We start from the raw sequence: 19,568 nt of genomic DNA on the forward strand, positions 1-19,568 counted from the left end.
AACAATGTGGACCTGTAAGTTTATGGTCAGTATCAACTAGAAGGCAATGGTAGAGGTTCTACTTTCGTATATGAACGCTCTAAAAATTCCGTATGTTGTTGGCCGCTTGGATATGAATATAATAAAGCGTTTGTAATATGTTCATCTAATGATGTTAAAAACTAATATTTACTTACTAACTTTTACGAATTCTTTAAATAATTCTAAATCTACTCCATTATCGTTAAGATATTCAGGATGCCATTGAACGCCGATAACAAATTTATGTTTCGTTGATTCAATGGCTTCAATTATACCGTCTTCTGCTGTTGCAGATACGATAAGATCATTACCAAGTTGTTTAGCAGCCTGGTGATGAGTCGAATTAACCATAGTGTGTAGCTGATTATTAGCTATTTTAGCAAGTTTAGTATTTGCTTCTATATTAATTGCATGCGAAACGATATTTTTAGGCGAAGGTTGTGTATGATTAATTACAGTTTCAATATAATCAGGAATATGTTTAATAAGTGTACCCTTAAAAATAACGTTTAATAACTGCATACCTCGGCATATTCCTAAAACCGGAATATCTCTCTCTAATGCTTTCTTTAAAATTAATATCTCAAAATTATCACGTTCTTCATTAGAAACTACTATATCTTCGGCGTATTCCGACTCATAAAATTTAGGATGTATGTCCTCATCACCGCCTGGCATTACAACACCATCAACAAGTTCCATAAGCTGATTTATTGTATCACTTTGATAAGGTAATAATAGCGGTACACCGCCGGCTGCAATAATTGCATCGGTATAGTTTCTTCGCAAGGCGTACCATGGAAAAGCAGCGTAAGTATATTTTTCACAATTTTGAGCTAAATCAGGTGTAACACCTATTATCGGTTTTTTATACATATTTATTCTCGTTTTATTATCATTTTATTATTTTTCTGTCAGCTAATGCTTCATAGTACCGGACAGTTCATAAAGGTCCTGTCATTGCAAGCCAGCATTTATGCTGACGTGGCAATCTCAGGAGTGTTTTTTATATTATCTTATGAGATTGCCGCGTCGTTGCTAACGGCAACTCCTCGCAATGATGATGACTTGGCATCCACGCAGCAAAGCCACTATTACCCCTCAATATGCGGTGGTGTTTCAAAAGTATGGAACGGCGGTGGTGAGGTAAGTGTCCACTCTAATGTGTCTGCTCCTTCGCCCCAAGGATTATTTGGACAATCTTTGCCGTATTTTAGCGTATAGAAAACGATAAATACAAAATAAAGGGCAGCAAACATAGAAATACCTGCTCCTATCGACGAAACCATATTCCAGCCGGCGAAAGCTTCAGGGTAATCCGGTATTCTTCTTGGCATGCCCGCAAGACCTAAGAAATGCTGCGGGAAGAAAGTTAAATTAACGCCTATAAAGGTAATCCAAAAATGAATTTTGCCTAAAATGTCCGGATATTGTTTACCAGATATTTTGCCAAACCAATAATAAAAGCCTGCAAATGCCGTAAATAAAGCACCGAGCGACATCGTATAATGGAAATGTGCAACAACATAATATGTATCGTGCAGAACTCTGTCAAGTGCCGAATTTGATAGGATTATGCCGGTTACGCCGCCGATCGTAAATAATATAATAAATCCTATCGCAAATAGCATAGGAGTTGGGAATGTAATCGAACCACCCCACATAGTCGCTATCCAGCTAAATATTTTAATACCCGTCGGAACTGCTATAATCATCGTTCCGGCAGTGAAATATATAAGTGCATTATAAGAAAGTCCAACAGTAAACATATGGTGAGCCCATACGATAAATCCAACAAAGCCTATGATCACCATAGCCCCGATCATACCTTGATAGCCGAATATAGGTTTGCGTGAAAAAGTTGAAATAACTTGACTTACTATACCAAAGCCTGGAAGTATTACGATATATACTTCAGGATGACCGAAAAACCAAAATAGATGCTGAAATAATACAGGATCACCGCCGCCGTCAGGCTTAAAGAAAGTAGTTCCAAAATTACGATCTGTAAGTAGCATAGTAATAGCTCCACCAAGTACCGGCATCGCAAGAATTATTAGAAATGCGGTAACTAAAATAGACCAAACGAATAACGGCATCTTGAAAAGTCCCATTCCCGGAGCTCTCATATTAAAGATAGTAACGATTAAGTTAATTGATCCAAGGATTGACGATAGACCGGTTAAATGTAAACTGAAAATAGCCATATCAACGGCTGCACCAGGGTGACCGCTTAAATTACTTAAAGGAGGGTATAGCGTCCAGCCCGTTCCTGGCCCACCGTCAACAAAAGCTGATCCCATAAGTAAAAGAAAAGCAGGCACTAGTAGCCAAAAACTGATATTGTTAAGGCGTGGAAATGCCATATCGGGAGCCCCTATTAACAGAGGTACAAAATAGTTACCAAAGCCACCGAACAAAGCCGGCATAATCATAAAGAATACCATAATAACCGCATGTGCTGTGATAAGCACGTTATATAGCTGGAAATCATGATTTAAGAAAGTGCCGCCGGGCATTGCAAGCTCTAACCTAAAAAGCAGTGAGAACAAACCTCCGACAATTCCGGCAAAAACGGCAAATATGATATACATAATGCCGATATCTTTGTGATTGGTAGAAAAAAGCCATCGCCTCCAACCGTGTGGGGTGTGGTGGCCATCGTGATAAATTTCGGTAGTAGTTATATCCATAATTATTATTCTGCCTGTTTTAATTTTTCGATATCTGTTCCAACAATTGCCGGAATATTCCGAGTGATTTTATCATAATCCCAATCCCACCATTGAATTTCAAGTAATTGCTCAACTATCTCATCAGGCAATCTATATCTTTGCAGGATTACCGACAACAATACTATACTAGTACCCATAGCAATAGCACAAAATTTTCCTATAATCCATTTAACAAAATAAGCTCCTCTAACATTTTCATATTCAAATTTCTCAGGGTGATTAGCGTCATTGTAATAAGTGTAATCTATTATATTTAGATTATGGATAAAATGTAAAAATATCGTTTCTTTTGCTTGTTTAGGAAAAAGATGGGGATAAGGGTTATTGTGGTTAGTCATATATTAAAAAATTTAAAGTAATAGTTTTAGTTTATAAAATACTTTCGTTATAAATTACCATGCTTCTTTACCTGCTGAATCATCACTACTTCATAATTTCTTGATGTCGATTAGAATCGGTTATATCGTTTAGTAATTTATCTAGTTCAGATATTTTTGTATTATAATTTTCCATAGAACTTCTAAATATAATTAGTTAACTGCCAATTTTGGCTTCTTGCCATTCATAGCAGTCTTATTCTTGCTTGCAATCCAATTGTCGAAATCCTCTTTACTTACTACTTCTATAGCAATCGGCATAAAGCCGTGATGGATGCCGCATAGTTCGGAGCATTGTCCGTAATATACGCCTTTTTTAGCCACTCTTGTCCAGGTTTCGTTTATTCTGCCTGGGACTGCGTCTATTTTAAATCCAAGTGATGGAACGGCAAAACTATGTATTACGTCACCTGCGGTAATGAGAAACCTTACAGTAGCATTTTCAGGGATAACAATTCGATTATCAACATCTAATAATCTTTTGTGGTTAGGTTTTAAATTCTCATCAGAGATCATTACGCTATCAAATTCTAAATTATCATGATCAGGATATATATAATGCCAATACCATTGATAACCTACTACTTTAATAGTTAAATCCGTTTCGGGTATTTTTTCGGCATGACGCAATATTTTAAAAGACGGCACTGCAATAATAACTAAAATTATTATAGGTATTACAGTCCAAATTATTTCTATTAAAACATTATGTGAAAATTTTGCCGGTACGGGATTATTTTTTGCATTAAATCTGATGCATACAAAGCCAAGTAATCCGGCAACAAATAAAACAATAGCTGTTGAGATATAAAGCAGAAAATTATGAAAATGATGTAATTCCTCCATAATCGGACTTGCCGGTGGCTGGAACGTTACTTGCCAAGGTAACGGCTCGGAAGCAAAGCAATTACTGCTAACAATCAAAAAACAAATTAAAGTAATAGACATTTTTCCAAATTTTGCTTTTGGAGGTAATGTATAAGTCAATCCGGTACTCGAATTCTCACTTACGCTTTTGTACTCTGCGGTTCGAGTGGAAGTGTCTTCTTTAAATTCCTCTCTATAAGCTGGTTGGGAAAGATGTCTAATAATATTTTTCATAGCACATATAAAGTTATTTATATTTAATATAAATGGATATACACTTTTATTAAAGTAAAAATCGATAAATTTTTGTAAAAACTACATATTTTTAATAATATTTGAGCTAGAAAGTGTACCTATATTAGACTGTTGCAGTAAGTCAATAACTTCTATTACTTTCGCATTTCTTAATTTTGCTTGAATTTATTTATTAACTGAGGATCGTGCTTTGTTACGGCGATTACAGAAGGACAAATATTTTGCACTAACCGAGCATAATCATTAAAATCTTTTAGTTTAGGTAATATAAGTACTTTATCAACAAATGTGAAAGAACTTAAAATTTTTGCTCGTTGTAATTGATTATGGATAGGTTGACGTTTTTTATATTTAATAATTGTTTCATCCGGCTCTAAAGCAACGATTAAGTATTTACCGTGTTTTTTAGCTTTGCGTATAAATTCTATATGACCGTAATGTAATAAATCAAAACAACCGCCTACTAGAACTATTTCACTATTTATAGGACAGTTTTTATTTAAAGAAATATTCTCATAATATTCTATTTGGGTAATTTGAAAGTATTATGGCTAGATGAGCAGGACATAAGATTTATAAAAATTAATAAAAATAGGAAAAGTCTAGGCATAATATTTATCTATATAAGTTAATAGAAATTAACTTATATTAAAAATTAAATTTTAATCAATAAAAAACTAATTAAGACAGAAATAAAACAAAATTTTACAATTTTCTATTGTAATTTGTTTGTATATAGTTCATACTATTATTAGTAATGAAAAATTGATTCAAATAATCTTCAGAGCAATTTTAATGAATGATACCGCACTATCTTATGATTTTAATGGCATATTACCATCATCTTTTATTAGTGCACGTCTCAGGAAAATCCTCACCTCTGCCTCCTTATTATTATTTATAGGATTAGTTGTTTTTGTCTCTTTTGCCGTTAATAATTATGTTAACAACACTTTATCCATAACTTTAGTACAACCTGATAGTAGTGAAGAAGAAACAATTGCATTTAAAGAAGTAGTAGTAAAAAAAGGCGATACTATAAAGTCAATTTTGATAGAACAACATATCCCTAAAAATGAAATAGACAAAATTGTAAGTTTAATAAAAGAGGGAAAATTATCTTCTGCTCTTAAAATAGGGCAGCAAATTACTTTTGAATATGAAACAAAAATTATCGAAAATGAGGATGAAGATTTAACCTCAGAGGTAGCATTCTTAAATAAAATCGTTATAATTATCGATAAGCTAAAAACTATTGAAGTAATTAGAGAAGGTGATAATTTTAAAGTTGAAGAAATTGTAGTACCTTTAAGTAAAAAAGTTGCTAAATCGTCGGTAAGTATTGAAGCAAATTTTATGTCAGCTCTTAAAAAACTGGGCTTATCGGATAACAGTATAATAGAGCTGATTAATGCTTATGCTTATCAAATCGATTTTCAGCGTCAAATAAAAAGCGGTGATACTGCAACCGTAATAACGGAAAAATACGTAACGGAAGATGGTAAATTTTCCCACCACGGTAAAATTCTATATGTTTCATTAAATCTTTCAGGGAAAGAATATAATATATATCGTTATTCTCATGATAATAACGCAAATAATCATGCATTTTTTTCCGAAGACGGTAAAAGCGTAAAAAGAAGCTTACTTAAAACTCCGCTAAAAGTTATAAAAGTTTCTTCACATTACGGTAATAGAAAGCATCCGATACTCGGTTATACTAAAATGCATAAGGGGGTTGACTTTGCAGCTCCAACCGGTACGCCTATATATTCCGCAGGAAACGGAGTTATAACAGAAATAGGTTGGAAGTCGGGTTATGGAAAATTTATTCAGGTAAAACATAGCGGTACGCTATCTACTGCTTATGCGCATGCTTCAAATTTTGCAAAAAATTTAAAAGTGGGAAGTATCGTAAAACAAGGACAAATCATCGCATATGTCGGAAGTACCGGCAGAGCTACAGCTCCACATTTACATTATGAAGTTAAAATTGATGGCAAACATGTTAATCCTATGTCAGTTAAAACAACACCGGGTATAGAATTAAACGGACAAAATTTAGAGAAATTTAAACAATTTAAAAAAGAAATAAAAACTTTAAGTGTTAAGCTTGATAAGGAATTGCAAGCTGATAAAGCAGCCACAGTTTCATTGTAGAGTGAATCCTTGTCATACCGTAATCAACTTGGTGTTGTACGACTCTTAATGTCATTCCCGCGAAAGTGGGAATCTAGTAAAATCTATAAAAAACTTGTTTTTTATAGGTTTATTTTATCAAATATATAATTTTGTATTAATATTAAGGTTGTTTTTTCTGGATTCCCGCTTTCGCGGGAATGACATTTACAATTATGCTCTCACTACTAAAAAAACTATATCTCACATTTGCTCGTAGTAGTCGTATAATAATAACCTTAGTGATTATTGATCAGTTAAGTAAATGGTGGTTTATTGATAATTTGAGATGGAAGCCGGGCTTAATGCTTAAGGTTACTTCTTTCTTAAATATGGTTTATACTTGGAATTACGGTATTAGCTTTGGTCTAATGCGTGAATATTATCAATATAGCAATGTTATTTTCTTAATAACGAACACGATTATTGTCTGTTATTTATATTATTTGATGATACGTTCAAAAACGATCGGAAGCTTTGCCGGTTATAGCTTTGTAATCGGCGGAGCTGTTGGTAATCTAATTGATAGATTTTTTAGAGGAGCAGTTTTTGACTTCATCCATTTTCATTATCAGAATTATAGCTTCCCCGTATTTAATTTAGCTGATTGCTTTATTACAATAGGAGTAATTATCTTAATAGAAGATTATTATAGTACTAAAAAAGTTATTGAAGAAAAGGCTAAAGGGAATTATGATAATGCTCAAGTTGAAGCTATGGCTAAAAAAATTCGTAATACCGATAAGGGTGCTAACGATAAAATAGCCTCCTTGCAAAATTAAACTTATAGAGAGGAATTTGAAGGAAACACAGAACGCAGAACCGTAGCGTAGTAGACCTACGTGAGGATTCAAGTACCGGATTGACGTACAAATTACCTCTAGAAGTTATTTTGCAAGGAGGCTATTATAATTTTAATTTATAGGTGTTTAAGTGAAAAAGATTTTTTTATTATTTACTGTCTTATTAATTACTTCTGCTTGTAGTAAAAAGTTAAAAGAAACCGTAGGTATATCAACAGTTGGACCTAATGAGTATCAAGTACAGCGTGCTAAAGCACTAGAAGTTCCGCCTCATTATTATTTACCTGATCCTAGGTATAGCAAAACAACTTACAGTAATGTAAAAGGACAAGGTGAATTTAATGAAGGTGAACAAGCATTAATGCAGGACATGCATTAGTATACTTGATCAACTTCAAAAATTGGCTACGTCGTTTTACAAGATCTGCGGTGCTTACATATTAAGTATACGCTCCGCTCCTCGACTTGTAAACTCCTTGCTCTTTTTGAAGTTGATCTTCATATACCTGTTCTTGAATACTAAGACTGCAATGTTTTTTCAAATTAATTCATGAATTCTCATACAAAACAAAAAATAGGTGTTTTTGGGCTTGGTAAAACCGGTATATCGGTTTACGAGGAATTGCAAAATAAATATGATGTAATTGTTTATGATGATTTAAAAGCAAATAGAGATATATTTGAAGAATTATATAGTAAAACCGCTATCGCTGCTTTATCTGATTCAAGATGGCAAAATTTAGATACAATTGTCTTAAGTCCTGGAATTCCTTTAACGCATGAGATAGTCAATATTGCAAAAAGTTTTAATATTCCAATCACTTCCGATATAGACTTATTATTTGCAAAATCAAAAAACTTAAAATTTATAGCTATAACCGGTACAAACGGTAAAAGTACTACTACTGCTTTAATAAGCCATATCTTAAATAGTAGTGGTTTAGACTATCCGGTTGCCGGTAATATTGGAGTTTCTGCTTTGCAAGCTAAAGCAAGTAAGGATGGATATGTACTTGAATTGTCTTCTTTTCAGCTAGATCTAGTAAAAACCTTTACAGCTAAAATAGCCGTGCTGCTTAATATAACTCCCGACCATTTAGATAGACATCAGGATATGACCTGCTATATTGCAGCAAAATCTAAGATCTTTGATCGAATGGATCAAGAGAGTTATGCGGTAATTAATATCGATAATGATTATTGTCGTGAAGTCTTTATAAAATTGCAGCAAGAGCAGCGTATAAAGCTAATTCCTTTTTCGGTTACTCAAATTCTTGAAAACGGTATTTCGGTAGTTGATGATAAAATTAGCGCTAATTTTTTTGATGATATAAGTTTTGAATTACAGCATAATTCAGAAAGTTTTAGACAAGATGAATTTCAAGGTGAGCCTGCGGAGCCGGAGTGTATAAAAATACGTGAGCACAGGCGAGACCTGCAAAATTCGCTTGTATCAAGCTTTATGCATTATGCTGTACCTTTTAATAAAAACCTGCAAGGAGTTCATAATTGTGAGAATATTGCAGCAAGTTATGCAGTAGCTAAAATAATAGGAGTAGAACCTAAAAAAATACTTGAATCTATAAGTAGTTTTCAAAGTTTACCTCATAGAATGCAATATATCGGTAGTATAAATAATATAAGTTTTTACAATGATAGTAAAGCGACAAATGCCATATCTGCCGTGCAATCAATTAAAGCACTCGATAATATTTACTGGCTTGCGGGAGGAATCCCTAAAGAGGGTGGTATTGAGGAAATAAAGCCTTATTTCAGTCAAATTAAGAAAGCTTATTTTTATGGTCAAGCTAAAGAAATATTTGCAAATTCTGCTAAGAATATAGTAGATTTTGTAATATGTGATAATCTTGAGCAGGCTTTCGATCTTGCTTATAAGGATGCAGTAGGTGATAACGCGGAGGTAAAAAATATCTTGTTAGCACCTAGTTGTAGCTCATATGATCAGTTTAAAAATTTTGAAGAGCGTGGCGAGTTGTTTATAAAATTGTGTAGTATCCTGTCACTCCGTGGCTTGACCACGGTATCTAGTTAAAAATACTAAATAATATTAGTATTTTTTATTGTTTTTCTGGATACCGTGGTCAAGCCACGGAGTGACATCGAGGGTGTTTTCCGATCCATGTAATAACATTATAAATATAGCCATAATTGAATAACTATAATATGAATAACGAAATATCTAATAACTTTATAAAATTATGGTGGCGGAGTACCGATAGGCAAATAATAATTTCTTTAATTATCTTATTTGCTTTTAGTCTAATGCTTGTTACTACCTCAGGTTCAGTAGTAGCAAGTAGAATAGGTCTTGAAGAAAGTTATTTTGCATCTAGACAAATATTTTATTTAGCTGCCGCTTCAGGACTTATATTATTATTTTCATGTCTTAATAAAAAATGGTTAAGGCGTTTTGCAATAGTTGGATTTATTGCTAGTATAGTTTTATTAATAGCAGTTAAATTTTTCGGCTATGAAGTAAAAGGCGCAGTGCGATGGATTAATATTCTCGGTCTATCTATTCAACCTTCGGAATTTATCAAACCGTTTTTTGCAGTTGTTACGGGCTGGATATTATCGCTAAAATTTAATGATGATTTTCCAAGTTTTACGATTTGTGTAATACTTTATTCTATTGTTGCTATTCTCTTAATTATTCAGCCGGATTTTGGAATGCTTGTAATGATTACGGCAGTTTTCGGTATTCAACTGTTTATTGCGGGTATGCCGATATTGTGGATTGTTTTAGCCGGTTTTTTAGGAATGATAGGAGTAACTATTGCTTATTTTTGGTTACCGCACGTAACGCAAAGAATTAATTCGTTTTTAGATCCAGATAGTAGCGAGAATTATCAAGTTAGTAAGTCTCTTAAGGCGTTTGAGCATGGCGGGTTATATGGACGAGGTCCAGGGGAGGGGGCAATCAAGCAGGTACTACCCGACTCGCATACGGATTTTATTTTTGCTGTAGCAGGTGAGGAGTTTGGAGCTATTATTTGCCTTATTGTTATAGGTATATTTGCTTTTATAGTATTAAGAAGTCTTATTAAGTTATTAAACGAAACAGATAAATTTGTACAATTCGCTGCTAGCGGTATAATTGCACAATTAGGGCTTCAGGCAATAATTAATATGGGTGTGACTTTACATTTACTTCCTACTAAAGGTATGACATTACCGTTTATTAGTTACGGTGGTTCTTCAACGCTTGCAATAGCTATCGCTACCGGTATGCTTCTTGGCTTTACAAGATACCGAACGCCGTTAAATTCGTACAAAATTCGTAATATTGAAATATGAAAAAAATCATTTTGGTAGCAGGAGGGACGGGGGGACATTTTTTTCCGGCAGTTGCTCTTGGAGAAGAATTAATCAAACGTGGCTATGAAGTTCATTTTATTACTGATTTAAGATGCAAACAATATATAAAGCAGGATATGAAAGTAATTTTTCATATCCTAGATTTAAAACGCTCAGGTAATATTTTCTTGTTTTTACCTAGGTTATCAATTGCAGTTTTAAAGGCTATTAAATTATTATATAATATGAAGCCTTCCGTTACTGTAGGATTTGGCGGTTATCCTGTTATAGCTCCAATGTTTGCGGCAATTTTTTTAAGAGTACCGATTATAATTCATGAACAGAATTCTTACCTTGGAAAGGTTAATAAATTTTTTGCAAGCTTTGCTAAAAAGATAGCTATTTCTTATGAAAAAATAAAGAATTTACCGGAATTTGCAAAAAGTAAAATAGTAGTTACCGGTGGGGTAGTTAGAGAGAATATTAGGGAATTAAAGGTTATGGAAATGTCGTCCCGTGGCTTGACCACGGGGTCTAAAAAGTCTTTAATAAAAGTACTGGACTCCGTGGTTAAGCCACAGAATGACAAGCTTTTTACAATATTCATCTTTGGCGGTAGTCAAGGAGCTAAGTTATTTTCAGAGCTGATACCTGCAAGTATCCAAATTTTGATGCAAAAACAGCCAAGTCTTGAATTAAATATAATCCAGCAAGCGGCATTAGATGATCAAGTAAAAATAAAAGATATATACTCGAAATTAAACATTACCTATGAATTTGCTGAATTTTTTGATAATATGGCATTGCAATATAAAGAAGCCGATTTAGTGATTTCAAGAGCAGGAGCATCTACTATAGAAGAATTGACCTATATAGGGTTGCCGGCAATCTTTATTCCACTGCCTAGTGCTGCGGATAATCATCAATATTACAATGCACAATTATTGGAAGATGAAAAAACAGGATGGTGTTTAGAGCAGAATAATATTTCTGCAGGAAAATTAGCAGATAAAATACTCGATTTGATAAGTAATCCAAAAATATTAGAGGATGCTTCACAAAATTTATTAAAAAGAAGAAAAGAAGGGCATAAGCTATTAAGTAACCTAATAGAAGAGGTGATTTAGATTTTGTTTTCCGTCATTGCGAGGAAAGACTGTAAGTTTTGACGAAGCAATCTCGTGCTAAAGTCCTGAGATTGCCACGCTCCTTTTAGTCGCTTGCAATGACGGGGTGGAGACATACAACAAGACCAAAAATACCTCAGAATAACAATAATTTAATTAAGCACATAGCAGTTCGGCTCTTTATTCTTGCAAGTTTGGCTATTATGTGGCATTAATCATATTAGACTTTCTGCATAACTTGCTTCTAAGGGTAATTTGTGCATCGATCCGGTACTCGTATCCTCACGTACCAAAGCGTACGCTGCGGTGCTGCGTTCCGTGTCTTCTACAAATTCCTCCTTATTAGCTAAGTTGTACAGGAAGTCTAATAAAAGTTTTGGAATAATATAAATATATGTTAAAAAAAATTATAATATTATTTTTAGGAATGTTTTTACTTTCAGCTTGTACAGATAATTTTAGAAGCTATTTTCAAAGATCAGCAAATAACAGATTGGTTGATAGCAAAGGTGCTAAAGGCGGCAAGAGAAAACCTGTATATAATAATAAATATATTACTTTGGCTAAAAAGAATATAGTAGAAGATAATCTTGATTATGATAACGATGATGACTATGATAGTGATAGTCCTTTAAGAGGAGAAAGTATCGATCCTGTAAAGAGAAATCGTGAAATGTATCTTAAGATGATTAAAAGGGATATAGCCAGGCAAAAAGCAGAAGCCGGTTTCGCTGAATCCGATGATGATATGACTTTAAGTAGAGCAAATAAAAAGGTTAGAAAAGACGATAGTGATAAAGAAAAAAAGATACAAGAGGAATTAAATCAGATAAAAGCCATGCTTAGAGAAACTAAGCGTGATATATCAAAATATACTTGTCCAAATGCTGTAGTAAATCAAAATTATGCCCCGCCCGTTACAAATTATGAGCCTGTAAATTATCCACCGGTAAAAAATAGTAAGCCGTATAATAACAATTCTAAGGTAAAGCAAAAATTTATCCGTGAAGATGATGATAACGGCAGTAATGCTTGTGCGATATAATAAGCCTATTCTTAGCTAAAAGCAGAAATCTCCAGTCTTTAGATATATACAGCAATCTCTGATATGATATATTTATCACTACCCATAGGTTTATTATTTATTAATAAAAATTAATATTTGAATATAGAAATATGTTAAATTTATTAATAGGTATATTATGACAAGTAAACTCTCAGCAAGTACTGCTAGTCTTACCTTTATAAAAGGCCTTCAAAACCCTATTGTTACTGAAATAAAAGAATAAAATTACATTTTTTTTAAAGATCAAGAGCTTGAAAAAGCTTACGGTATGGCTTCAGATGATGTTTCTATTCAAGCAACAAGAGAACAGATATTATATGCTTTAAGAGCTGTGGAATCTGCAAAACAACATTCAACAGACAAGACACAAGCATTTATTAAATGACTACGGTATTTGTGTTGCTTACTCATTTGCTAATTATAAAAGAAGCGGTAAGGACATACTAGAATATGGAATATATTAAGGCATATATTCTTGAAGCATATATAAAAGAAAGTAATAAAAATGATACTATGGAATTGTTTGGTAAACGAGAAGTAAGAGACTATTTAGATCAAAAGTCTTGAGTTAGTAAGCACATCGCCTGTACCGTCTACTCCTTCTACAACGGACAAACGGACACATTTAATTATGATAGTGATGAAATTACGGTTGCTGGAGAAGAGAAAACGACGCCGAATACTGAACACGCTTGATACCACTGTCACGCCGTAGCTTGTCCACGGGAGCTAGTCAAAAATACTAATAATATTAGTATTTTTAGTTATTTTCTGGATAGCGTGGTCAAGCCACGGTATAACGCCGAACGAGTTTCTCGCGCCATACAACAACATTAAGATTTCCAATTTAATTCCGGATAGTTTCTAATTTCAGCTTTATAATTGCTATGCTTTAACCATTTCTTAGCTGTTTCTAAATATAGGCAAATTATTGGTGTGATGTATAAAGAGTAAGTAATTACAATGTGAGTAAACCTCCCACTACTGCAGGCCCTAGTGATCTTCTCTCTGTTCTTGTTGCTCCGACTCCAAGCGCAATAGGCATAGCTCTCATTAAGGCAGCTAGGGTAGTCATCATAATCGGTCTGAATCGTATTATACATGCTTTATACATTGCTTCATGCCGAAGATTTATTGTCAGTTCTCTCGAGTGCTAAGGCAAAATCGATAATCATGATAGCGTTTTTCTTCATTATACCGATTAACATTATAAGTCCGACAAATCCGTACATATCAAGTTCGCTATTAAATATTAGTAGAGTGAGTAATGCTCTCAATATAGCGGTAGGTAGTCCTAAAAGTATAGTTATAGGATGCACAAAACTTTCATATAACATGCCACCAAGGATGATGTAAATAACTATAACGGCAAGTCCAAGCAATAAGCCAAGATCGGAAAAAGATGACTGACATGCCTGAACTGTTTCTTGGAAGCTTCCCGTAATCGTAGCCGGCATTTGTAACTCTCTTATTGCTTGATTAACTTTTGGAACGGCATCACTCATTGAATATTCATCTTGCAGGTTAAATGATACCGTAACTGAAGGTAATTACCCGAAATGTGAAATACTAAGCGGGCCAACAGTATTAACAATTTTAGCAAGGGTAGTTAGCGGTACTAAATTGCCGCTTGCGGAGTTAATATTGACTAAAAATAACATTGACGAATCTGTTTGATATTTAGGATCTAGCTCTAAAATAACGTCATATTGAGCTGTTGGGGTATATAATGTGGAAATCTGCTCAGCACCGTAAGCTGCATATTAAGATATTCTGGACGTGCTCGACTGATATACCGAGTTTTGCAGCCTTATATCTATCAATCTGCACTAAAGTTTATGGCTGTGCTATTTGTAAATCCGAAGTTACGTCAATAAAACCTGGCAGCCGTGCGAGCTTGTCCTTTAATTTCGGTGCAAAGCTAAATAGCACATCTTGATCGAGTTCTTGCATAGTATATTGATATTGGCTTTTGGTTGCTGGTCCGTCGATCGTAATAGTAGGTATGTTCTGGATATATACCCTTAAACCTACTAAATGATTTAGTTTTGAACGTAACTGATCTATAACGGCGTCAGCTCCTATTCTTTGATCACGAGGTTTTAAGCTAATCAAAATCGTACCCTGATTTACAGCAGAGTTTCTACCTGAAACACCTACGGCAGAAAAAAATGAATCTATATTAGGATTTTTAAGTAATACATCACTTACTTGTTGCTGTTCTTGCACCATCGCATCAAAAGAAATAGTTTGAGCGGCATCGGTAAAAACTAAGATTTGTCCCGTATAGGAATAAGGCATAAAGCCTTTGCGTACTTTCCCAAATAAATAAGTCGTTGCGATGATTACTAAGAGAAAAATATAAGCATAGTAGTTTTTGAATGCTCTACTACTGTTTTTAGACTGCTACCATATTTTTGTTTGACATATTCAAAGGCTTTTTCGGTTAGTGGTAGGTCGTCATTGCGAGGCGTCAAAGACGCCGTGGCAATCTCGGTTGGTTGCCCTGAGAGTGCTTCGTCACTACGTTCCTCGCAATGACGATCCCTCAAAAACACATTACATAACATAGGAGTTACGGTTATCGAGATAATTCCCGAAAGCAAAATAGCGGTAGTAATAACAACGGCAAGTTCGTGCAGTAGCTTCCCTAAAATGCCGCTCATAAATAATATTGGGATGAATATCGTCATTAGGGATAAAGTCCTTGAGACGATAGTAAATCCTATTTCTTTAGTACCGTTAATACATCCTGCTATTTTACTCTCGCCTTTTTCCATATGTCGTGTGATATTTTCAAGCACTACTATTGCATCATCCACGACAAAACCCATCGCAAGCGTTAGAGCCATTAAAGACATATTATCGATGCTATAACCGAATAGATATATAAAGGTAAAAGTACCGACAACTGATAAAGGAAGGGCAATAGTCGGAATAATCACGGACCGTCAGTTATGTAGAAAGAGAAATATAGCAATCACTACGAGTATTAAAGCGAGTAGCATAGTAAAATTGGTATCATTCACCGATTCTCTGATATAGACATTGACCTATCAAACATGATATTAATATTAATCCCCTCAGGGATTTGCCTGCGAAGCAACGGCAATATTTCTTTTATAGAGTCGACTATTTCAATAGTATTAGTATCCGGTTGTTTTTGAATAGCAAGTATTACCCCCGGCTTATCTCTATACCAAGCGGCTATTTTATTATTAGCTACGCTATCAATGGTTTTCCCAATATTTTTAAGAAAAAGCGGATTACCGTTTTTATAAGTTAATATTAACTCATTATATTCTTTAACATTTTGTAATTGCCCAGGGGCTCTAATGCTTGAGTAAATATCTGTACCGTATAAAGCTCCGGTCGGTAAATTAACGTTAGCAGAGCTGATAATGTTTGATACTTGGTCAAGCCCTATATTATTTGCTGCCATTTTAACAGGGTCAATCTGCACACGTACTGCATATTGCTGTGAGCCGTAAACTTGTATCTGTGCAACACCCGGCAGTATAGATAAACACTCAGCCATAATTGTTAATAGTCCACGGTATATAAGGGGAAGAGTCTCAGAGGTTAAAGATAAATAAAATATAGGTGCGTCGTCAGGATTTACTTTACAATATGAGGGCGGGGTAGGTAAGTCGTTCGGTAGTTGCTTGTATGTCTTGTGCCACTGCATCTATATCTCGGTCTAAATTAAACTGCAAAGTAATTTGAGTAGTACCGTTACTATTAACCGAACTCATCGAGTCAATATCTCGTCGAGCATTGCTTTTCAAGCGGTAATGCAACTGAAGACGTCATAGTAGTAGGGTCAGCTCCAGGCAAGTTTACTGAAACCGGAATAGTCGGGCAGTTGATGTCAGGTAAAACGCTTACCGGTCATATCCTATAGCCGAATGCTCCAAACAGCAAAATAGTGACCATGAATAAAGTAGCAAGAACCGGACGCTTAATAAATATTTCTGAAATACCCAATTATTTTTTCCTGTTTTATGGATTTTGTCCGTCATACATATCGTCATTGCGAGCGACTGTAAGACGCGTGGCAATTTCATGAAATAATGACAATCTCCTAAGATTGCTTCGTCAATTACTTTGTAATTTCCTTGCAATGACGATTTGACTCTACTCCTCCCTAACACTCACCTCTGCTCCGTTAGATAATCGTAGCTGCCCGTTGGTGATTACCGTTTCTCCCTCATCTATACCGCTTTTAATAACAATAAAATCATCATTAGAAAACACTATATCTATATTCTTGACCACGGCTTTATTATCTTGATCGACAACAAATATATAAGGACCTTGAGTGTTAGTTTGCATGATTTTAGACGGAACTATTAAAGCCTCTTGTTCGATGTAAAGCGTGAGGGATACACGAACATACTGTCCCGGCCATAATATTTCGTTTTGGTTAGGTAGTGTTGCTTTAACTTTGATAATGCCGCTATTTGGATCAATCGCATTAGCGACAAAAACGATCTCACCGTCTTTAATTTCTTGGTCGCTTACGGTTCTAACCGTCAAAGCTCAATCATTAGATTTTTGAGATTTATTAATACGATCGAGATATTTTTCAGGTACGGAGAAGCTGACATAAATAGGCGATCTAGTATTGATAGTTACTAGACGCACAAAATCCGGCGATACTAAATCACCTATATCCACATTATTCTCACTAAGTTTACCATCAAAAGGAGCTACTATTTTTGAATACTCGATTTGTAAATTAGCGTCTGCAATAATTGCTTTATCGCGTTCCACGGTGGCCCTAAGCATATTCATATTAGTTAGCATCTGTAAATACTGCTCTTCCGAAACGGCTTTTTCCTCGTATAAAGCACGATATCTTGCCTCTTCTTACTTAATATTAATTAAGAATCTTTAAACCGTTATGTCAATATAGACTATTATTTTTTCAACTAACTATTTTTATAATTACGTAATAATGTTGCTATAGCATATTTTAGAAAGCTTGATATAAGTGAATTTTGCAGGATTCGCTTGTTGTGTTCACGTATTTTTATAAGGTGTAGGCTCACCCTTAAATTCATCTTATCTGAAGCTTTCTAAAATATGCTGTAACTTTTCAGAAACAACTTTAATGTCATAATTTTGTTTGAGAGTAAGGTAGGCGTTTTTAGAAAATTCTTGTGCTTTTATAGGGTTCTCTATTAGATAGACAATTTTTGCTGCTAAATCTTCAGCAGAGCCGGCTTTACAAATAAGCCCGTCTTGCATGTCGTTTAAGATTGCTGCAGGCCCTTCAGTATCTGTACTAACGATAGGCATGCTTGCCTCCATTGCTTCAAGCACTATAATTCCAAACGGTTCATGAAGAGACGGTAAGCAAAAAATATCTATTTGTTTAAAGAATTTATTTCTATCGTTAACCCATCCCGTAAATGATATTTGATCTTGTAAATTAAGTTTATGTGCTAAAGCAATTAAATTATCTTTTTCCTCGCCGCTTCCACCTATAACTGCATGAAGATCATATTTTTTTTCTTTTAAAATTTTGATAGCTTTAATAAAAACATCAACACCTTTCTTAGCTACAAATCTTGCTAGTACACCAAGTACGACAGGTTTTCTATATGTTTTATTTGGAATAAAGTCTTTAGCAATATTTATCATATTCGGTAGGATGCATATCCTAGATGCGGCAAAGTAATTTTTTAATAAAAATTCTTTCATATGATGCGTCAAGGCAATAACAAAATCACATTTACGTAGTCCTTTTAAACTATAATTATGAGCGATACCGATTAATTTTATATTTTGTGATTTAGCAAATTTACTAAAATTTATTGCTCTATTACCGTGTGCTATAATTATATCGGGTTTAGTCTTATGAATTATATACTTAAAAATAAGTACCGAGAGTAAATCAAATGGTACTATATTAGGTAGTTTTAAGCTTTGTTTGTGTAGAAAGGAATTTATTTTTGCCTTGTAAGAAGTGATATTTATAACCTCAATTTTTTGCATCTCTAAAGCAATGCTATAATCTAAAAATGCTTGTTGAATGCCGCCAAGGTCACGACTTAGCATAATATTAAGGATCTTCATTACTTTAATTGCTCGATTTCTTTTTCTGTTAAACCGGTAAAATCTATAATTTTATCTAAAGGTTTATTTTTTGCTAACATTTTTTTAGCTATAGAAATTTTTTGTTTTGCTTCCCCTCTGGCTTCCCCTTTAAGCTTCAGCATCCATAATTTTCTGCTCTTCTACGGCTAGATTATCCATTTCGGTTTTTATCATTTTTTCATAAGTATTTAACTCTTTTTCAGACCAACTAGCTTGATCCAAAGCATAAAAAGCTTTTTTAATAATAAAATCATGACCTATCAAATTATCCATTTCTTCTAGAGTGCTTTCATGTGCATGTTTAAAGAAATATGCCCATTTTTCTTGAAGGTTCTCTAATTGATCTAATTCTTTATTAAATTTCTTAAGCTCTAAAAAGATAAAATAAAAATCTTGTAGGTTGTTCTCATAAGTTTTAGTATCAAGTAATCTATGATCTGATCTCCAATCTTTTTTATCGGGCAATAAAATAAAATCGGCAATAGCTAAGAATATTACTCCTCGAAGTTTTGCATATACTGCCATTTTGTTTATGATCTTCATTTTTGTTTATTATTTTTCTTGAATAGGCCTTTGCTGTATAAAGCTGAGCTCGTTTTTCAAAACCTGGATGTTTGCTGACCTGCATCTCTACAATAAATTGAGTACCGTATTTATCTCTACATAATACCTCAGCTATAGATTGTCTATAAGCAGCGATATCGGAACCTTAGATT

At 34.1% G+C, this 19,568-nt stretch carries 23 protein-coding genes and 6 pseudogenes; 9 read left to right on the forward strand and 20 right to left on the reverse strand.

Annotated elements, in window-relative coordinates; translation table 11 throughout:
• Positions 1-168: 168 nt before the first annotated feature.
• From TENJIKU01_RS00805 to TENJIKU01_RS10435, 5 genes and pseudogenes are all read right to left on the reverse strand, one after another.
• Positions 169-897 carry a gamma-glutamyl-gamma-aminobutyrate hydrolase family protein gene (locus TENJIKU01_RS00805; protein ID WP_064428835.1) on the reverse strand — a complete coding sequence of 243 codons (729 nt, stop codon included), beginning with the start codon at positions 895-897 and terminating at the stop codon, positions 169-171.
• A gap of 218 nt (positions 898-1,115) precedes the next feature.
• On the reverse strand, positions 1,116-2,714 hold the full coding sequence (gene ctaD / locus TENJIKU01_RS00810; protein WP_064428836.1) for a cytochrome c oxidase subunit I: 1,599 nt from the start codon (positions 2,712-2,714) through the stop codon (positions 1,116-1,118).
• A 5-nt stretch (positions 2,715-2,719) separates the two neighbouring features.
• Complete coding sequence (locus TENJIKU01_RS00815; protein WP_064428837.1) at positions 2,720-3,094, reverse strand: hypothetical protein; 375 nt, start codon at positions 3,092-3,094, stop codon at positions 2,720-2,722.
• 192 nt (positions 3,095-3,286) lie between these two features.
• Complete coding sequence (gene coxB, locus TENJIKU01_RS00820; RefSeq protein ID WP_064428838.1) at positions 3,287-4,234, reverse strand: cytochrome c oxidase subunit II; 948 nt, start codon at positions 4,232-4,234, stop codon at positions 3,287-3,289.
• A gap of 170 nt (positions 4,235-4,404) precedes the next feature.
• Positions 4,405-4,823: pseudogene (locus TENJIKU01_RS10435) on the reverse strand (adenylyltransferase/cytidyltransferase family protein).
• Positions 4,824-5,050: 227 nt separating this feature from the next.
• Between TENJIKU01_RS10435 and TENJIKU01_RS00825 the strand changes: the two are divergent.
• From TENJIKU01_RS00825 to murG, 7 genes and pseudogenes are all read left to right on the forward strand, one after another.
• On the forward strand, positions 5,051-6,415 hold the full coding sequence (locus tag TENJIKU01_RS00825; protein ID WP_064428839.1) for a M23 family metallopeptidase: 1,365 nt from the start codon (positions 5,051-5,053) through the stop codon (positions 6,413-6,415).
• A gap of 194 nt (positions 6,416-6,609) precedes the next feature.
• Positions 6,610-7,215, forward strand: coding sequence for a signal peptidase II (lspA, locus tag TENJIKU01_RS00830; RefSeq protein WP_064428840.1), 606 nt, complete (start codon positions 6,610-6,612; stop codon positions 7,213-7,215).
• 3 nt (positions 7,216-7,218) lie between these two features.
• Positions 7,219-7,322 (forward strand): annotated as a pseudogene (locus TENJIKU01_RS08120) (palindromic element RPE1 domain-containing protein); the annotation flags it as partial.
• 44 nt (positions 7,323-7,366) lie between these two features.
• Positions 7,367-7,615: a DUF3035 domain-containing protein gene (locus TENJIKU01_RS00835; RefSeq protein ID WP_064428841.1), complete on the forward strand. Its 249-nt coding sequence runs from the start codon at positions 7,367-7,369 to the stop codon at positions 7,613-7,615.
• Positions 7,616-7,786: 171 nt separating this feature from the next.
• Complete coding sequence (gene murD, locus TENJIKU01_RS00840; RefSeq protein WP_064428842.1) at positions 7,787-9,289, forward strand: UDP-N-acetylmuramoyl-L-alanine--D-glutamate ligase; 1,503 nt, start codon at positions 7,787-7,789, stop codon at positions 9,287-9,289.
• Positions 9,290-9,420: 131 nt separating this feature from the next.
• Positions 9,421-10,554 carry a putative lipid II flippase FtsW gene (gene ftsW / locus TENJIKU01_RS00845; RefSeq protein ID WP_064428843.1) on the forward strand — a complete coding sequence of 378 codons (1,134 nt, stop codon included), beginning with the start codon at positions 9,421-9,423 and terminating at the stop codon, positions 10,552-10,554.
• Positions 10,551-11,681, forward strand: coding sequence for an undecaprenyldiphospho-muramoylpentapeptide beta-N-acetylglucosaminyltransferase (murG, locus tag TENJIKU01_RS00850; RefSeq protein WP_064428844.1), 1,131 nt, complete (start codon positions 10,551-10,553; stop codon positions 11,679-11,681). Before ftsW ends, murG begins: the two co-directional genes overlap by 4 nt.
• Positions 11,682-11,914: 233 nt before the next feature.
• On the opposite strand, the pseudogene TENJIKU01_RS06935 reads toward murG, so the two are convergent.
• A pseudogene (locus TENJIKU01_RS06935) lies at positions 11,915-12,049 on the reverse strand (palindromic element RPE1 domain-containing protein); the annotation flags it as partial.
• 26 nt (positions 12,050-12,075) lie between these two features.
• Here TENJIKU01_RS06935 and TENJIKU01_RS00855 point away from each other — a divergent pair.
• Positions 12,076-12,726 (forward strand): hypothetical protein, encoded by a 651-nt coding sequence (locus tag TENJIKU01_RS00855; protein ID WP_064428845.1) that lies wholly within the window; start codon positions 12,076-12,078, stop codon positions 12,724-12,726.
• Positions 12,727-13,260: 534 nt separating this feature from the next.
• Positions 13,261-13,443, forward strand: a pseudogene (locus TENJIKU01_RS10450) (hypothetical protein).
• Positions 13,444-13,479: 36 nt separating this feature from the next.
• On the opposite strand, the pseudogene TENJIKU01_RS10845 reads toward TENJIKU01_RS10450, so the two are convergent.
• The 14 genes and pseudogenes from TENJIKU01_RS10845 to TENJIKU01_RS10475 form a co-directional block, all read right to left on the reverse strand.
• Positions 13,480-13,581, reverse strand: a pseudogene (locus TENJIKU01_RS10845) (permease); the annotation flags it as partial.
• Between the two features lie 124 nt (positions 13,582-13,705).
• Positions 13,706-13,861 carry an efflux RND transporter permease subunit gene (locus TENJIKU01_RS10045; protein WP_255374145.1) on the reverse strand — a complete coding sequence of 52 codons (156 nt, stop codon included), beginning with the start codon at positions 13,859-13,861 and terminating at the stop codon, positions 13,706-13,708.
• A gap of 4 nt (positions 13,862-13,865) precedes the next feature.
• Positions 13,866-14,577, reverse strand: a pseudogene (locus tag TENJIKU01_RS10050) (efflux RND transporter permease subunit).
• Positions 14,578-14,583: 6 nt separating this feature from the next.
• On the reverse strand, positions 14,584-15,048 hold the full coding sequence (locus TENJIKU01_RS10055; RefSeq protein WP_064428846.1) for an efflux RND transporter permease subunit: 465 nt from the start codon (positions 15,046-15,048) through the stop codon (positions 14,584-14,586).
• A 47-nt stretch (positions 15,049-15,095) separates the two neighbouring features.
• Positions 15,096-15,692: an efflux RND transporter permease subunit gene (locus tag TENJIKU01_RS10060; RefSeq protein WP_082894438.1), complete on the reverse strand. Its 597-nt coding sequence runs from the start codon at positions 15,690-15,692 to the stop codon at positions 15,096-15,098.
• A gap of 80 nt (positions 15,693-15,772) precedes the next feature.
• Positions 15,773-16,435, reverse strand: a complete 663-nt coding sequence (locus TENJIKU01_RS00885) for an efflux RND transporter permease subunit (RefSeq protein WP_082894439.1) — start codon at positions 16,433-16,435, stop codon at positions 15,773-15,775.
• A complete protein-coding gene (locus TENJIKU01_RS09320; RefSeq protein WP_064428847.1) occupies positions 16,371-16,502 on the reverse strand; it encodes a hypothetical protein in 132 nt (43 codons plus the stop codon). The genes TENJIKU01_RS00885 and TENJIKU01_RS09320 overlap by 65 nt, the downstream gene beginning before the upstream one ends.
• A 4-nt stretch (positions 16,503-16,506) precedes the next feature.
• Positions 16,507-16,584, reverse strand: coding sequence for a hypothetical protein (locus tag TENJIKU01_RS10460; protein WP_255374155.1), 78 nt, complete (start codon positions 16,582-16,584; stop codon positions 16,507-16,509).
• 300 nt (positions 16,585-16,884) lie between these two features.
• Complete coding sequence (locus TENJIKU01_RS09330) at positions 16,885-17,286, reverse strand: efflux RND transporter periplasmic adaptor subunit (RefSeq protein WP_227779791.1); 402 nt, start codon at positions 17,284-17,286, stop codon at positions 16,885-16,887.
• Positions 17,287-17,289: 3 nt separating this feature from the next.
• Positions 17,290-17,538 carry an HlyD family efflux transporter periplasmic adaptor subunit gene (locus TENJIKU01_RS09335; RefSeq protein WP_227779793.1) on the reverse strand — a complete coding sequence of 83 codons (249 nt, stop codon included), beginning with the start codon at positions 17,536-17,538 and terminating at the stop codon, positions 17,290-17,292.
• Positions 17,539-17,814: 276 nt separating this feature from the next.
• Complete coding sequence (locus TENJIKU01_RS00900; protein ID WP_064428848.1) at positions 17,815-18,831, reverse strand: glycosyltransferase family 4 protein; 1,017 nt, start codon at positions 18,829-18,831, stop codon at positions 17,815-17,817.
• Positions 18,831-18,974: a hypothetical protein gene (locus TENJIKU01_RS10465; RefSeq protein WP_371440150.1), complete on the reverse strand. Its 144-nt coding sequence runs from the start codon at positions 18,972-18,974 to the stop codon at positions 18,831-18,833. The genes TENJIKU01_RS00900 and TENJIKU01_RS10465 overlap by 1 nt, the downstream gene beginning before the upstream one ends.
• Positions 18,961-19,395 (reverse strand): PD-(D/E)XK nuclease family transposase, encoded by a 435-nt coding sequence (locus tag TENJIKU01_RS10470; protein WP_371440151.1) that lies wholly within the window; start codon positions 19,393-19,395, stop codon positions 18,961-18,963. The genes TENJIKU01_RS10465 and TENJIKU01_RS10470 overlap by 14 nt, the downstream gene beginning before the upstream one ends.
• Positions 19,307-19,552 carry a PD-(D/E)XK nuclease family transposase gene (locus TENJIKU01_RS10475; protein WP_082894441.1) on the reverse strand — a complete coding sequence of 82 codons (246 nt, stop codon included), beginning with the start codon at positions 19,550-19,552 and terminating at the stop codon, positions 19,307-19,309. The genes TENJIKU01_RS10470 and TENJIKU01_RS10475 overlap by 89 nt, the downstream gene beginning before the upstream one ends.
• Positions 19,553-19,568 lie beyond the last annotated feature (16 nt).

Origin of the sequence: Rickettsia sp. Tenjiku01 (genome assembly GCF_001653015.1) — a bacterium.
GTDB classification, from domain to species: domain Bacteria; phylum Pseudomonadota; class Alphaproteobacteria; order Rickettsiales; family Rickettsiaceae; genus Rickettsia; species Rickettsia rickettsii.

Bases quoted from the DNA above. Each gene is read 5' to 3' on its own strand.
- TENJIKU01_RS00855 (WP_064428845.1), top strand. From the start codon at position 12,076: ATGTTAAAAAAAATTATAATATTATTTTTAGGAATGTTTTTACTTTCA.
- coxB (WP_064428838.1), bottom strand. From the start codon at position 4,234: ATGAAAAATATTATTAGACATCTTTCCCAACCAGCTTATAGAGAGGAA.
- murG (WP_064428844.1), top strand. From the start codon at position 10,551: ATGAAAAAAATCATTTTGGTAGCAGGAGGGACGGGGGGACATTTTTTT.
- TENJIKU01_RS00805 (WP_064428835.1), bottom strand. From the start codon at position 897: ATGTATAAAAAACCGATAATAGGTGTTACACCTGATTTAGCTCAAAAT.
- TENJIKU01_RS10045 (WP_255374145.1), bottom strand. From the start codon at position 13,861: ATGTATAAAGCATGTATAATACGATTCAGACCGATTATGATGACTACC.
- TENJIKU01_RS00815 (WP_064428837.1), bottom strand. From the start codon at position 3,094: ATGACTAACCACAATAACCCTTATCCCCATCTTTTTCCTAAACAAGCA.
- TENJIKU01_RS00900 (WP_064428848.1), bottom strand. From the start codon at position 18,831: ATGAAGATCCTTAATATTATGCTAAGTCGTGACCTTGGCGGCATTCAA.
- TENJIKU01_RS10055 (WP_064428846.1), bottom strand. From the start codon at position 15,048: ATGCCTTATTCCTATACGGGACAAATCTTAGTTTTTACCGATGCCGCT.
- TENJIKU01_RS09320 (WP_064428847.1), bottom strand. From the start codon at position 16,502: ATGAGTTCGGTTAATAGTAACGGTACTACTCAAATTACTTTGCAGTTT.
- TENJIKU01_RS10470 (WP_371440151.1), bottom strand. From the start codon at position 19,395: ATGAAGATCATAAACAAAATGGCAGTATATGCAAAACTTCGAGGAGTA.
- TENJIKU01_RS09335 (WP_227779793.1), bottom strand. From the start codon at position 17,538: ATGCTTAGGGCCACCGTGGAACGCGATAAAGCAATTATTGCAGACGCT.
- TENJIKU01_RS10465 (WP_371440150.1), bottom strand. From the start codon at position 18,974: ATGCTGAAGCTTAAAGGGGAAGCCAGAGGGGAAGCAAAACAAAAAATT.
- TENJIKU01_RS00885 (WP_082894439.1), bottom strand. From the start codon at position 16,435: ATGCAGTGGCACAAGACATACAAGCAACTACCGAACGACTTACCTACC.
- TENJIKU01_RS00825 (WP_064428839.1), top strand. From the start codon at position 5,051: ATGAATGATACCGCACTATCTTATGATTTTAATGGCATATTACCATCA.
- murD (WP_064428842.1), top strand. From the start codon at position 7,787: ATGAATTCTCATACAAAACAAAAAATAGGTGTTTTTGGGCTTGGTAAA.
- ctaD (WP_064428836.1), bottom strand. From the start codon at position 2,714: ATGGATATAACTACTACCGAAATTTATCACGATGGCCACCACACCCCA.
- ftsW (WP_064428843.1), top strand. From the start codon at position 9,421: ATGAATAACGAAATATCTAATAACTTTATAAAATTATGGTGGCGGAGT.
- lspA (WP_064428840.1), top strand. From the start codon at position 6,610: ATGCTCTCACTACTAAAAAAACTATATCTCACATTTGCTCGTAGTAGT.